13 protein-coding genes are annotated in these 13,054 nt (G+C 62.9%); 10 read left to right on the top strand and 3 right to left on the bottom strand.

The genetic code is table 11. From position 1 onward, the window contains the following. Positions 1–34: 34 nt before the first annotated feature. Positions 35–1,210, top strand: coding sequence for an arabinose transporter (locus EKL29_RS14330; RefSeq protein WP_126690021.1), 1,176 nt, complete (start codon positions 35–37; stop codon positions 1,208–1,210). Here the strand turns inward: EKL29_RS14330 and EKL29_RS14325 are convergent. Next, the gene (locus EKL29_RS14325; protein ID WP_126690020.1) at positions 1,182–2,618 is read right to left on the bottom strand and encodes a PLP-dependent aminotransferase family protein; all 1,437 of its coding nucleotides are present in this window, start codon (positions 2,616–2,618) and stop codon (positions 1,182–1,184) included. The genes EKL29_RS14330 and EKL29_RS14325 overlap by 29 nt on opposite strands. Before the next feature lie 87 nt (positions 2,619–2,705). Here EKL29_RS14325 and EKL29_RS14320 point away from each other — a divergent pair, with 87 nt between their 5' ends. After that, positions 2,706–3,149: a rhodanese-like domain-containing protein gene (locus EKL29_RS14320; protein ID WP_126690019.1), complete on the top strand. Its 444-nt coding sequence runs from the start codon at positions 2,706–2,708 to the stop codon at positions 3,147–3,149. Position 3,150: 1 nt separating this feature from the next. Here EKL29_RS14320 and flk read toward each other — a convergent pair whose 3' ends face one another. After that, positions 3,151–4,182, bottom strand: coding sequence for a flagella biosynthesis regulator Flk (flk, locus tag EKL29_RS14315; RefSeq protein ID WP_120453033.1), 1,032 nt, complete (start codon positions 4,180–4,182; stop codon positions 3,151–3,153). Positions 4,183–4,282: 100 nt separating this feature from the next. Continuing rightward, positions 4,283–5,179 carry a DMT family transporter gene (locus EKL29_RS14310; protein ID WP_126690018.1) on the bottom strand — a complete coding sequence of 299 codons (897 nt, stop codon included), beginning with the start codon at positions 5,177–5,179 and terminating at the stop codon, positions 4,283–4,285. A gap of 94 nt (positions 5,180–5,273) precedes the next feature. Here EKL29_RS14310 and EKL29_RS14305 point away from each other — a divergent pair, with 94 nt between their 5' ends. The 8 genes from EKL29_RS14305 (at position 5,274) to dedD (ending at position 13,046) form a co-directional block, all read left to right on the top strand. Further along, entirely contained in the window at positions 5,274–6,005 is a 732-nt protein-coding gene (locus EKL29_RS14305) for an AraC family transcriptional regulator (RefSeq protein ID WP_126690017.1), read from the top strand. 106 nt (positions 6,006–6,111) lie between these two features. Next, complete coding sequence (gene pdxB, locus EKL29_RS14300; RefSeq protein WP_126690045.1) at positions 6,112–7,245, top strand: 4-phosphoerythronate dehydrogenase PdxB; 1,134 nt, start codon at positions 6,112–6,114, stop codon at positions 7,243–7,245. A 104-nt stretch (positions 7,246–7,349) separates the two neighbouring features. Next, on the top strand, positions 7,350–8,360 hold the full coding sequence (locus EKL29_RS14295; protein ID WP_126690016.1) for an aspartate-semialdehyde dehydrogenase: 1,011 nt from the start codon (positions 7,350–7,352) through the stop codon (positions 8,358–8,360). Then, complete coding sequence (gene truA / locus EKL29_RS14290; RefSeq protein WP_120453044.1) at positions 8,360–9,163, top strand: tRNA pseudouridine(38-40) synthase TruA; 804 nt, start codon at positions 8,360–8,362, stop codon at positions 9,161–9,163. Before EKL29_RS14295 ends, truA begins: the two co-directional genes overlap by 1 nt. A gap of 28 nt (positions 9,164–9,191) precedes the next feature. Then, positions 9,192–9,854, top strand: coding sequence for a DedA family protein (locus tag EKL29_RS14285; RefSeq protein WP_120453045.1), 663 nt, complete (start codon positions 9,192–9,194; stop codon positions 9,852–9,854). Positions 9,855–10,004: 150 nt separating this feature from the next. Continuing rightward, a complete protein-coding gene (accD, locus tag EKL29_RS14280) occupies positions 10,005–10,916 on the top strand; it encodes an acetyl-CoA carboxylase, carboxyltransferase subunit beta (protein WP_120453047.1) in 912 nt (303 codons plus the stop codon). An 86-nt stretch (positions 10,917–11,002) separates the two neighbouring features. Continuing rightward, positions 11,003–12,277, top strand: a complete 1,275-nt coding sequence (gene folC / locus EKL29_RS14275; protein WP_120453049.1) for a bifunctional tetrahydrofolate synthase/dihydrofolate synthase — start codon at positions 11,003–11,005, stop codon at positions 12,275–12,277. Next, a complete protein-coding gene (dedD, locus tag EKL29_RS14270) occupies positions 12,267–13,046 on the top strand; it encodes a cell division protein DedD (RefSeq protein ID WP_126690015.1) in 780 nt (259 codons plus the stop codon). Before folC ends, dedD begins: the two co-directional genes overlap by 11 nt. The last annotated feature ends 8 nt before the right edge of the window (positions 13,047–13,054 follow it).

The raw sequence follows: 13,054 nt of genomic DNA, 5'->3' as shown, positions 1-13,054 counted from the left end.
GCAGAGACGTTTATAACAAGGAGCTACGTCCGTTATGACCACAACCGCAACCGAGCCGCAGTCGGCTTCCACCTTGCCGCTGGCCTGCTCTTCGCTGGCCGTCTTTATTACCTATCTTACCGCCGGACTGGCGCTGCCGGTTATTCCGCTCTACGTGCATCAGGAACTGGGCATGAATAACGTGATGGTCGGCGTCGCGGTCGGCATTCAGTTTTTCGCCACGCTGCTGACGCGCGGCTTTGCCGGTCGCCGCGCCGATCGGCACGGCGCGAAGCGCACCACGCAGCAGGGGATGCTGGCGATTATGCTGGTGGGCGTCGCCTACCTTGCCGCCGCGCTGCTGCCGGTTCCGGCACTGATTAAGTTCGCGCTGCTGGCGCTGGGGCGTCTGCTGCTCGGTTTCGGCGAAAGTTTTCTGCTTACCGGCAACCTGACCTGGGGGCTGGGACTGGTCGGCGCGAAGCGATCCGGGCTGGTAATGTCATGGAACGGCATGGCGATTTACGGCGCGCTGGCTGCCGGGGCGCCGCTCGGCCTGCTGCTGCACCAGCACGGCGGCTTTGCGCTGCTGGGTGCGGTCGCAACGGCTCTGCCGCTGGCGGCGCTGGCGCTCAACAGCGGCATCCGCCCGGTGCCGGTGATGGGTGGCGAGCGGCCTTCGCTGTTCAGCGTGATCCGCGCTGTGCTCCAGCCGGGCCTGGCGCTGGCGCTGCAGGGCGTCGGCTTTGCGGTGATCGGCACCTTCACTTCGCTCTATTTTGCCGTCCAGCACTGGGGCAACGCGGGCTTTACCCTGACGGCGTTCGGCGTCGCCTTTGTGCTGGTGCGCCTGGTTTTCGGCGGCACGCCGGACCGCCACGGCGGCATCCGCGTCGCGCTGATTTCGCTGCTGGTAGAGGCGGCGGGTCTGCTGCTGCTGGCGTTTGCCGTCAATGGCTGGATGGCGTTGATCGGCGCCGCGCTGACCGGCTGCGGCTGCTCGCTGATTTTCCCGGCGCTTGGCGTCGAGGTAGTGAAACGCGTCTCGCCGCAGGTGCGCGGTACGGCACTGGGGGGCTTCTCCGCTTTTCAGGATGTCGCCTACGGCGCCAGCGGGCCGATTGCCGGACTCATCGCAACCGCGCTGGGCTACGGCTCGGTCTACCTTGCGGGCGCCTGCTGCGCGCTGCTGGGTATGGTCGTTACCTGGCGCTTTTCCCGCCGCGCCTGAATAGCGCGGCCAGCTTCGCGCAGCCTGAGGCGATTTCGCCGGGCGCCAGCGCGGAAAACCCAAGGATCCAGCCTGGCTGCGCTGGCGTATCGATCGCCAGCGGGCTGAGACGCGGCAGCGTCAGCCCGTCTCTTTCCGCCTGCGCGGTCAGCGCCGCCTCATCTTCGCCTGCGCAGAGCCGGACTGTTAACTGCAGTCCGCCGGGTGTGGCGATCGGCGTCAGCCAGGGCGAAAGGGGCTGCAGCCGCGCCAGCAGCAGGTCGCGGCGGCTGCGATAGAGCTGGCGCATCAGCCGCAGGTGGCTGGCGAAGTGTCCCTGCTGCAAAAAGGCCGCCGTCACCGCCTGCGGCAGCAGAGCGCTGTGCCCGTCCATCACGCTGCGCGCCTGACCGAGCGGGGCGACCAGCGCAGGCGGCACCACCATCCACGCCAGCCGCAGCGAGGGGAAGAGTGATTTGGAAAAGGTGCCCAGCGTAATCACTCGCCCGTGGCGATCCAGCCCCTGCATGGCGGGCGTCGGCCGATCGTCATAGTGAAACTCGCTGTCATAGTCATCCTCGATAATCCAGCTGCCGTGGCGCTGCGCCCACGCCAGCCATGCAAGGCGGCGCGGCAGGCTCATCGCGACGCCGCCAGGGTAGTGGTGCGACGGCGTCAGGTAGAGCAGCTTTGCCGCGCCGCTCAGCAGTTGTGCGCCTTCGCTATCCAGCGGCACGCCGCGGCAGCGCGCGCCTGCCGCCACAAAGGCGTTGCGCGCGCCGGGATAGCCGGGTGTCTCCAGCCACACCTCATCGCCGGGATCGAGAAACATCATCGCCAGCAGCTGTAACGCCTGCTGCGAGCTGGTCAGGATAATTACCTGCTCTGGGCGGCAGCGCATCCCGCGCGACAGCGCCAGATAGTCCGCTACCGCGCTGCGCAGCGGCAGATAACCGAGCGGATCGCCGTAGCCCATTAGTTGACTTCCCTCGGCGCGCTGCACGCTGGCGCTCAGCCGCCGCCACAGGCGGTGCGGAAAAGCGCGCAGCTCCGGCGAACCGGCGGCGAAAGCGTGGGGGAAGGGGGGATCCTGGCAGCCGCCGGTGGCGATAACCGCACTGCCGCGCGAGGAGAAGCGCGGCAGCTCCGCAGACGCGGCGCGCGGCGTCTGCGTGGGCATCACAATGGCGACAAAGGTGCCGCGTCCTACTTCGCGGCTGAGATAGCCCTCGCTTTCCAGCTGCGCATAGGCCGCCTCCACCGTCACGCGCGACAGGCCAAGATCGCCCGCCAGCTGGCGCGTCGACGGCACTTTTTGCCCGAAGCTGAGATGGCCTGCGGCAATCGCCTGGCGCAGCGTGGCGCACAGGCGTTCGCGCAGCCCGCCCTGCGCGTTGTGGCTGAAAAGCGTCAGCAGCGGCGTACTCATAATGGTCTTATCTCAACGTGAATATGGGTCTCAGGGAGCAGTCCACTTTGCCGTAAACTGTCCGCCTACCACAACAGGAGAATGATCATGTCACAGGTTCTACGTTTCCCGCCGCCGTCGCCGCAGCAAAGCCTCGACTATTTGCAAAATAAACTGGCCTGGTACGCCGACGCCTGGGATGTCGCGGACGATCTGGCTCATCAGGTAGCGGAAATCGTGGTGATTGACGCGCGTTCGTTGGAAGCCTACCGCGCGGGACATATTTGCGGCGCCCTGAGTTTTCCGCATCGCAATATGAACGCCGAAAGCACGGCAGGACTGGATCGCAGCAAAGTCTATATCACCTACTGTGACGGCATCGGCTGCAACGGATCGACCAAAGCGGCATATAAGCTGGCGGCGCTGGGTTTTCAGGTGAAGGAGCTGATCGGCGGGCTGGATTTCTGGCGGCGCGACGGCCATCCGATGTGCTGGGGCGACGCGCCGGGCGAATGGCCTGCAGCCACCCCCGGCGCGCAGTGCGGCTGTTAACTCAGAGCAGCAGCCACAGCAGCAGAGCGACCACAATCAGCGCGACAGCCACGCCCAGCAACGGGCGCTGCGCCAGCGGCTGCGGCAGCGCGGCGATAAAGGGCGCCCAGATCGGCTGCGGGCGCAGCGCGCTGTCGGCCAGAGGCTGCTCCTGATTTTTTTCGGCGCGGCGCGCAAAGAGCTGATTGAGCAGATCCTGCGTCTGGGCAGGCGTCAGGATCGTTTGCGGCGTCGCCTGGAAACGCTGCAGGCTGTAATCCTCCAGCTGCTGGCGTTCGCTGCGATCGAGCGGCTGCTTGAGCGAGACTTCCAGTATCTGCAAAGTAGGCGCGCTGTGCTGGCTCAGCGTCTGGCGCACCTGCAGATATTGCGTCAGCAGCGGGAAATGGCGCGACGGAATAGGATCGCCGCTGGTGAGATTGACCAGCTTAAGCGCCGAGGCCCAGATTTTTCCGGTGGATTCGCCCGTGGCGGCCGCCAGTCGGGCGATCTGCTGGTTCAGCGTCTGATGTTCGGCAGGCAGCAGCGTACGGTCGGTGGTGCGCGACTGCTGCGGCTGCGGGATCGCCATCTGACCGTTTTGCAGCATGGTCAGTACCTGACGCAGCTGATCCTGCGACAGCGAACTCAGCACCGTCTGGCCGAACTGCTGACGGATAAAATCGCTTACCGCCTGACGGTTATTGCCCTGCGGCAGCAGGTCGGTGAGCTGGGTGAGCAGCTGGCGCGTGGCGCGTCCGTTTTCCGCCTGCGTCAGGCGGCTGTTCAGATACTGCTCCGCCGCCGGAAAATGGCGCGACTGCAGCTCCGCCTCGCTTTTCACGCCCACTTCGCGCTGTACGCCCGCCCAGAGTTCAGGCGCTTTTAGCGTGCTGAATGACATAATGCGCACAATCAGGCGTTCCAGCGTGGTGCGCTGGGCTGGAGAAAGAGGCTGATCGCCAGGCGTCGCGCCGGGGCGGGGCGCGCCGGTTGACGGCGTGACAGCAGAACGATCGCCCATCGGCGCACCGGGGCCGCTAAGAGGTTGCATGGCGGAATCCTTGAAAACAGAACAGCGTGGGGTGCGCCGGAAAAAAGATGCGCCATGATAGCAAAAGCCCCCGGGAAATCACACGGGGGCCTGTGTTTATTCAGCCAGGCGTCGTTGCCGCCTGACGACGCCTGAGCGGGGTTTTCAGACGCTGCGCAAGAAGCACGCCAGTCAGCGTCATCGCGCCGCCGATCCAGTGATAGGCGTGCAGCTGCTCATGCAGGAACAGCACCGCGATAATAGCGGTAAAGACCGGGATAAAATTCATAAAGATGCTGGTCGTGCTGGCGCCCAGGCGCTGTACGCCGAGGATCCACAGAAAGGGCGCGATAATCGAAGCGAACAGCCCGGCAAACAGCACCAGCGGGATATTTTGCGCGTTAAGCGCGACCTCAGGCGCGCGCAGAAAGCCCGGCAGCAGCAGCAGGACGCCAAAGCAGATCTGCACATAGAGGCTCTGCCAGTTAGGCAGCGGAATCGCCCAGCGCCGGGTCAGCACGCCGTAGAGCGCATAAGAGGTCGAGGCGGCCAGCATCATCAGTTCGCCGCTGCCCAGACGCTGCTGCAGCAGCTGCGCAGGATGGCCCTCGCTCACCAGCCATACCAGGCCCGCAAACGACAGAAGGCCGCCGATAAGAATACCGCGCGTCGGCGCCAGCCGCAGCACCACCAGACTGAGCAGAATGGTCAGCAGAGGAATAGTCGCGCCGAGAATGCCCATCATGACCGCCGAGACGCTGTGCGCGGCGTAGTAAGCCAGGCTCTGATACAGCACCATGCCGAGCAGGCCGAGGATCAGCAGCCGTCCCAGGTTGGCCCGGATAGTATGGCGATGCCGCCACGCGCCCGGCAGCGCAAAAGGCGTTAGCACGATAAGCGCCAGCAGCCAGCGATAAAACGAAATAGCGGCGGGATCGATGCTCCCGGCGGAGAGCTTGCTGACGATGGTATTCACCGACCAGATCAGCACCGCCAGCAGCGGAAAAAGTAAATTCATGATGGGCTCCTGAGAAGTAATGCGATCAGTTTACTTTTGACTGCTTTTAAGGAGATAGTTAAAACCAGACAAAAAACGTTGCTGACCGGACAGAATGAATTTACAGGTTGAATACCAGCCGCCTGAAGATGCGCTGCGGCTTCACTACTTTATGCGCTATGAGCAGACCAACGCCAAAACGGAATATCTGCCGCATGCCCACGAATGGGGGCAGGTGATATTCGTGACGCGTCACGTACTGGAGATGAACGTCGAGGGCGAGCGGCTGTTAACGCCTGCCAGCATTCCTATCTGGATCCCACCGCGTCAGCGGCACGCCAGCTATAACCACCAGCAGGCGCAGTTCCGCACGTTTAATCTCGCCGCCTCGCTGTGCGATGGCCTGCCCCAGCAGGCGTGCCTGCTGAATGCCGACGCTATCGTACATGCGATTATGGATGAGTTCGCGCGCCTGGGGCTGGAGCAGCCGGAAAGCCCGGAGCAGTGGCGGCTGTGCGAGGTGCTGCGCGATCGGCTGCGGCTGGCGCCGGTGCAGGAGAGCTATCTGCCCGGTTCGCAGGATAAGTTTCTTGCGCCGGTGCTGCAGGCGCTGGAGGCGCATCCCGGCGACAACACCACGCTGGCGGAGTGGGCGGCGCGCGTCTTTACCACCGAGCGTACGCTGGCGCGTCGCTGTCGGCAGGATCTGCATATGTCCTTCAGCGAGTGGCGACAGCGGCTGCGTTTTCTGCACGCCGTCGCGCAGCTGGGGCAGGGCAAAAGCGTGCAGGCGATTGCGCACGATCTCGGCTACAGCTCGGCGTCGGCGCTGATTGTGATGTTCTAGCAGCAGGCGGGCACCACGCCGGATCGCTACCGCGCACGCCTGGGTTAACAGGCGCGTTTGTGCCACAATAGCGCATCTTAATAATGCAACCAGCAGGTAAGCCGTGGTGAAGATTCTTGTCGATGAAAATATGCCTTATGCGCGTGAACTGTTCAGCCGCACCGGCAGGGTGCTGGCGGTGCCGGGACGTCCGCTGCCGCAGCAGGAACTGGACGATGCCGACGGCCTGATGGTGCGGTCGGTCACACAGGTGAACGAAGCGCTGCTCGCCGGCAAGCCGGTCAAATTCGTCGGCACCGCCACGGCGGGCACCGACCATATCGATGAAGAGTGGCTGCAACAGGCGGGCATCGCCTTTTCCGCCGCGCCTGGCTGTAATGCCATCGCCGTGGTGGAGTATGTCTTTTCCGCGCTGCTACTGCTGGCGGAACGCGACGGATTCGCGCTGCGCGACCGCACCGTCGGCATCGTCGGCGTGGGCAACGTGGGCGGACGACTGCAAAAGCGGCTAGAAGCCTGGGGCGTGAAAACCCTGCTGTGCGATCCGCCGCGCGCCGATCGCGGCGACGAGGGGGAATTCCATTCTCTTGACGCGCTGGTGGCGGAGGCGGATATCCTGACTTTCCATACGCCGCTGTTTAAAGAGGGGCCTTATAAAAGCTGGCATCTCGCCGATGCAGCGCTGCTGATGGCGCTGAAGCCCAACGCCATTCTGATCAATGCCTGTCGCGGGCCGGTGGTGGATAACGCCGCGCTGCTGGAGGTGCTGAAAATGCGCGCCGATCTCAGCGTGGTGCTGGATGTCTGGGAGCCGGAACCGGCGCTGTCGCTCGACCTGCTGGACAAGGTGGATATCGGCACGGCCCATATCGCCGGTTATACCCTGGAGGGCAAGGCGCGCGGCACGACGCAGGTGTTTGAAGCCTGGTGCGACTTTCTCGGCCAGCCGCAGCAGGTGCCGCTCAGCGAGCTGCTGCCGACCCCGGAATTCAGCAGCGTCACCCTTAACGGCCCGCTCGATCAGCCAACGCTGAAACGTCTGGCGCATCTGGTGTATGATGTGCGCCGCGACGACGCGCCGCTCCGTAAAGTGGCGGCTAAACCCGGCGAATTTGACCGCCTGCGCAAAGAGTATGAAGAGCGCCGCGAGTGGTCATCGCTGGAGGTGATCTGCAGCGACGCAGAGACCGTTAGCCTGCTGAACGCCCTTGGGTTTTGCGCGCGTCTCAACAACAGCTAAATTAAACTTCTCGCCGTGCCAAATATGGCGAGGGATAATTCCGAAACCTGGGCGGTGAATATCACCGCCTTCTGTTTTTATGTCATTGTCTGGAGTAAACCAACATGTCTGACGGCTGGAATATTGCGCTACTTGGCGCGACAGGCGCAGTAGGGAACGCTGTACTGGAACTGCTGGCGGAACGCCAGTTCCCGGTTGGTGAATTGTATGTGCTGGCGAGCGAAAACAGCGCCGGCGAGACCCTGCGTTTCGAGGGGCGTTCGCTGCGCGTTGAGAACGCGGCGGATTTCGACTGGTCACAGGCGCAGCTGGCCTTTTTCGTCGCCGGGCGCGACGCGTCGGCGCGCTATGCCGAGGACGCCGCCAGTGCCGGTTGCCTGGTGATCGACAGCAGCGACTGCTTTGCGCTGTCGCCGGATGTGCCGCTGGTGGTGCCGGACGTCAACCCGCACGTGCTGGCGGACTACCGCAATCGTAACCTGATAAGCGTTGCCGATAGCCTGACCAGCCAGCTGCTCTGCGCAATCAAACCGCTGGTGGATGCGGCCGGTTTAGGTCGCCTGCAGGTCACAAATCTGATCTCCGCCTCCAGCCACGGCAAAAGCGCGGTAGACGGCCTGGCGGGCGAGAGCGCGCGACTGCTTAACGGCGTACCGGCGGAAGCGCACTTTTTCGGCCGTCAGCTGGCGTTTAACCTGCTGCCGCAGCTGGCCGACGCGGAGGGCAGCGTCGCCAGCGAGCGTCGTCTGGTTGATCAGGTGCGTAAAGTGCTGCAGGACGAAGGCCTGCCGATTGCGGTCAGCAGCGTGCAGGCGCCGGTCTTTTACGGCAACGCGCAGATTGTGCATCTGGAGAGCCTGCGTCCGCTGTCGGCAGATGAGGCGCGCGGCGAGCTGGCGCAGGCTGCCGATATCAGCCTGAGCGACGAAGATGACTACCCGACGCAGGTTGGCGACGCCTCCGGCAATGAGCAGCTCAGCGTCGGCTGCGTGCGCAACGACTACGGTATTCCTGAACTGCTGCAGTTCTGGTCGGTGGCGGACAATATTCGCTTCGGCGGCGCGCTGATGGCGGTCAAAACCGCTGAGAAGCTGGTGCAGGAGTATCTCTATTAATGTCGGAAGGTCAGACCTATAAGCTGGCGCTTGGCGTCGAGTATGATGGCAGCCGTTATTACGGCTGGCAGCGCCAGCAGGAAGTGCGCAGCGTGCAGGAAAAGCTGGAAAAAGCGCTATCGAAAGTGGCGAACCATGACGTAAACGTGTTTTGCGCCGGCCGCACCGATGCCGGCGTGCACGGCACCGGACAGGTGGTGCATTTCGAAACCACCTCGCAGCGCGCCGACGGCGCCTGGACGCTGGGCGTAAATGCCAACCTGCCGGAGGATATCGCGGTACGCTGGGTAAAGGCGGTGCCGGATGAGTTTCACGCGCGCTTCAGCGCGACGGCGCGGCGCTACCGCTATCTGATCTACAACCAGCGGTTGCGTCCCGCTATCCTTGGTCGCGGCGTCACGCATTTTTATCATCCGCTGGATGCAGAGAAGATGCACCGCGCCGGACAGTGCCTGCTGGGCGAAAACGACTTTACCTCGTTTCGCGCTGTGCAGTGCCAGTCGCGCACGCCGTGGCGCAACCTGATGCATCTGAACGTCACGCGGCAGGGCGCGTTTGTCATCGTCGACATCAAAGCCAACGCCTTTGTGCATCATATGGTGCGCAATATCGTCGGCAGCCTGATGGAGATCGGCTGCGGCAACCAGCCGGAGGAGTGGATGGCGACGCTGCTGGCGGCGAAAGATCGTACGCAGGCGGCGGCGACGGCCAGAGCGGAAGGGCTTTATTTAGTCGCGGTGGATTATCCGTCGCATTTTGCGTTACCCGAACCGCCCATGGGACCCTTGTTCCTGGTGGATTAATTTAGCAGGTCATTTTCAGAGAGGCGTTATGGAGTTCGTCCACTTTTTGGTTGATTTTATTCTGCATATTGATGTGCATCTGGCCGAGCTGGTTGCGCAGTACGGCATCTGGATTTACGCCATTCTGTTCCTGATCCTGTTTTGTGAAACCGGTCTGGTGGTTACGCCGTTCCTGCCGGGCGATTCGCTGCTGTTTGTAGCGGGCGCGCTGGCGGCGCTGCCGGGCAACGATCTTAATATCCACCTGATGGCGGCGCTGCTGGTGGTGGCCGCCGTGCTGGGCGATGCGGTGAACTATACTATCGGCCGTCTGTTCGGCGAGCGGCTTTTCAGCAACCCGAACTCTCGCATCTTCCGTCGCAGCTATCTCGATAAAACCCATGGTTTTTATGAGCGTCACGGCGGGAAAACAATTATCCTGGCGCGTTTCGTGCCGATTGTGCGCACCTTTGCGCCTTTCGTCGCCGGTATGGGGCATATGTCCTATCGCCATTTCGCCCTGTTTAACGTGGCCGGCGCGCTGGCGTGGGTGCTGCTGTTCTCCTACGCGGGCTATCTGTTTGGCGACCTGCCGGTAGTGCAGGAGAATCTTAAGTTGCTGATCGTCGGGATCATTGTGGTTTCGGTACTGCCCGGCTTGATTGAGGTCTGGCGTCACCGCCGCCAGGCGAAACAGCACAAACAGCCGTAAAGGGTGCGGTCGCGCCGCGGTTAGACCAGATTTTTATCCACAGTCTGAATTGGTTGTGGTTTAATGAGCGACATTTCATGTCCGCTGAAGCGGTTTTCAGCGGCAAATAAGATGACTGGACCAGGTCAGTTTTAAACAAAAAGGTCTTCAATGAGCTGGATTGAACGCATTCTTAATAAAAGCAACGTTACGCCTGCACGTCGTGCCAGCATCCCTGAAGGGGTCTGGACTAAGTGCGACAGCTGCGGTCAGGTTCTGTACCGCGCCGAGCTGGAGCGTAATCTTGAGGTCTGCCCGAAGTGCGACCATCACATGCGCATGCACGCCCGCGAGCGCCTCAACAGCCTGCTCGATCAGGGCACGCAGACTGAGCTGGGCAGCGAGCTGGAGCCGAAGGACATCCTGAAGTTCCGCGACTCCAAGAAATATAAAGATCGTCTTGCTGCCGCGCAGAAAGAGACGGAAGAGAAAGACGCGCTGATCGTGATGAAAGGTCAGCTGCACGGTATGCCGGTTGTCGCGGCGGCGTTTGAGTTCGCCTTTATGGGCGGCTCTATGGGCTCCGTGGTCGGCGCGCGCTTCGTGCGTGCGGTTGAGCAGGCGCTGGAAGATAACTGCCCGCTGATCTGCTTCTCTGCCAGCGGCGGCGCGCGTATGCAGGAAGCGCTGATGTCGCTGATGCAGATGGCGAAAACCAGCGCCGCGCTGGCCAAAATGCAGGAGCGCGGTCTGCCCTATATTTCGGTGCTGACCGATCCGACCATGGGCGGCGTCTCTGCCAGCTTCGCGATGCTGGGCGATCTTAACGTCGCCGAGCCGAAAGCGCTTATCGGCTTTGCCGGTCCGCGCGTAATCGAGCAGACCGTGCGCGAAAAACTGCCGCCGGGCTTCCAGCGCAGCGAGTTCCTGATTGAGAAGGGCGCGATCGACATGATTATTCGTCGCCCGGAAATGCGTTATAAACTGGCGAGCCTGCTGGCGAAGATGATGAATCTTCCCGCGCCGCTGCATGATGGCGAACCGACCGCGCCTGCGGATGAGCCGGAAAGCAACGAGGCCTGACAGGAGAGAGAGGCGCGCGCGGCGCGCCTTTCACCAATGCACCGTCGAACCGGCTGAACCGGGTCAAAATCTGTTAAACGGGACATATGGACACTCTTCACCTTCCTCAAGCCACGTCGCCTTTGGCCACGTGGCTTTATTATCTTGAGCATCTGCATTCGCAGACCATTGAGCTGGGCCTGGATCGCATTCGCTGCGTCGCGCAGCGCCTCGACCTGCTGAAGCCCGCGCCTTTCGTTTTCACCGTCGCCGGCACCAACGGCAAAGGCACCACCTGCCGCACGCTTGAGACGCTGCTGATGGCGGCGGGCTATCGCGTCGGGGTCTACAGCTCGCCGCATCTGGTGCGCTATACCGAACGCGTGCGCGTACAGGGCAAAGAGCTCGATCCCGCGCTGCACAGCGCCAGCTTTGCGAAAATCGAAGCGGGACGCGGCGACGTTTCCCTGACCTATTTTGAATTCGGCACCCTCTCCGCGCTGAACCTGTTTCAACAGGCGCAGCTGGATGTGGTGATCCTCGAAGTAGGACTGGGCGGTCGCCTGGACGCCACCAATATCGTTGACGCCGACGTGGCAGTGGTAACCAGCATCGCGCTGGATCATACCGACTGGCTCGGCCCGGATCGTGAAAGCATCGGCCGCGAAAAAGCGGGCGTATTTCGTGGCGGCAGGCCCGCCGTGGTCGGCGAACCGGATATGCCCGCCAGCATCGCCGCCGTCGCGGCGGAGAAGGGCGCGCAGCTGTTGCAGCGCGACCGCGACTGGTGCTACAGCCAGCAGCCGGAAAGCTGGGCGTTTCGCGACGCGCAGGGCGAGCTGAACGATCTGCCGCTGCCGCAGGTGCCGCTGCCGAATGCAGCCACGGCGCTGGCGGCGCTGCGCGCTTCCGGGCTGAACGTCAGCGATGCGACGATCCGCGACTATCTGCCGCTGGCGATCCTGCCTGGCCGTTTTCAGACGGTAAGCGAATCGCCGCGCGTCATCCTCGATGTGGCGCATAACCCCCATGCGGCGAGCTATCTGGCGTCGCGTCTGGCGCAGCTGCCGAATAGCGGCCGCGTGCATGCGGTGGTGGGAATGCTGCATGATAAAGATATCGCCGGCACCCTTGAGGCGCTGGCGCCGCAAATCGACCGCTGGTACTGCGCACCGCTTGACGGCCCGCGCGGCGCTACTGCCGATGAGCTGATGGCGCATCTGCCGGCCGACGCGGCGACGGCCTTTGCCGACGTGGACAGCGCCTGGCAGGCGGCGCGTCAGCAGGCCGAGGCGCAGGACATTGTGCTGGTATGTGGATCTTTCCATACCGTGGCGCAGGTCATGGAATCGACAGAGATGGAGAAAGGTCGTGGCGAGTAAGTTTCAGAACCGCCTGGTCGGCACCATTATTCTGGTGGCGGTGGGCGTGATTGTGCTGCCGGGCCTGCTGGACGGCAAAAAGAAGCACTATAAAGAGGAGTTCGCGGCGATCCCGCTGGTGCCGAAGCCCGACGATCAACAGGACAGCGAGATGGTGCCGCCGGTTACGCAGCCATTGCCTGCTCAGCCGCCGCAGGGCGCAGGCAGCGCGGTAAGCGGCGGCAACAGCGGCGCCAGCAATCCCGTCGCCGAGCAGGGCAACGCTACGCCGCAGAGCAACAGCGGGCCGAGCGTAGTGACGCCGCCGCCGGTGCATCAGAGCGCGCCGACGAAACCGCGTCAGGTTGAGCAGCCAAGAACCAGACCGGTCGAACAGCCGAAAGCGAAAGCGGCCGAGCAGCCGAAAACGCAGCCGAAGCCGGTAGAGCAGCCGAAGCCGGTTGAGTCGAAGCCGGTGGAAACGAAGCAGAGCGAACCGGCGAAGCCAGCGGAAACGCCGAAGCCAGCAGAGCAGAGCGCGCCTGCCGGTCAGGCTTACGTGGTGCAGCTCGGCGCGCTGAAAAACGCAGCGAAGGTCAATGAGATCGTCGCGAAGCTGCGTCTGTCAGGCTATCGCGCTTTCACCGTGCCATCGACGGCGGTACAGGGGCAAATCACCCGTATCTATGTTGGCCCGGACGCCTCAAAAGCGAAGCTGCAAAGCTCGCTGTCGGAGCTGCAGAGCGTTTCCGGCCTCGGCGGTGTCGTGAAGCCCTATAGCGCGCATTAAAGCATCAA

The sequence above is a fragment of the Pantoea sp. YU22 genome (assembly GCF_003970755.1).
Lineage (GTDB): Bacteria > Pseudomonadota > Gammaproteobacteria > Enterobacterales > Enterobacteriaceae > Pantoea > Pantoea piersonii.
Note: the sequence above shows the minus strand (reverse complement) of the source record. Positions and strands in the feature narration are given on the sequence as shown.

Coding starts and splice junctions, on each gene's coding strand:
- EKL29_RS14285 (WP_120453045.1), top strand. CDS start 9,192: ATGGAGTTCGTCCACTTTTTGGTTGATTTTATTCTGCATATTGATGTG.
- EKL29_RS14305 (WP_126690017.1), top strand. CDS start 5,274: ATGAATTTACAGGTTGAATACCAGCCGCCTGAAGATGCGCTGCGGCTT.
- EKL29_RS14310 (WP_126690018.1), bottom strand. CDS start 5,179: ATGAATTTACTTTTTCCGCTGCTGGCGGTGCTGATCTGGTCGGTGAAT.
- truA (WP_120453044.1), top strand. CDS start 8,360: ATGTCGGAAGGTCAGACCTATAAGCTGGCGCTTGGCGTCGAGTATGAT.
- EKL29_RS14295 (WP_126690016.1), top strand. CDS start 7,350: ATGTCTGACGGCTGGAATATTGCGCTACTTGGCGCGACAGGCGCAGTA.
- EKL29_RS14320 (WP_126690019.1), top strand. CDS start 2,706: ATGTCACAGGTTCTACGTTTCCCGCCGCCGTCGCCGCAGCAAAGCCTC.
- accD (WP_120453047.1), top strand. CDS start 10,005: ATGAGCTGGATTGAACGCATTCTTAATAAAAGCAACGTTACGCCTGCA.
- folC (WP_120453049.1), top strand. CDS start 11,003: ATGGACACTCTTCACCTTCCTCAAGCCACGTCGCCTTTGGCCACGTGG.
- EKL29_RS14325 (WP_126690020.1), bottom strand. CDS start 2,618: ATGAGTACGCCGCTGCTGACGCTTTTCAGCCACAACGCGCAGGGCGGG.
- EKL29_RS14330 (WP_126690021.1), top strand. CDS start 35: ATGACCACAACCGCAACCGAGCCGCAGTCGGCTTCCACCTTGCCGCTG.
- flk (WP_120453033.1), bottom strand. CDS start 4,182: ATGCAACCTCTTAGCGGCCCCGGTGCGCCGATGGGCGATCGTTCTGCT.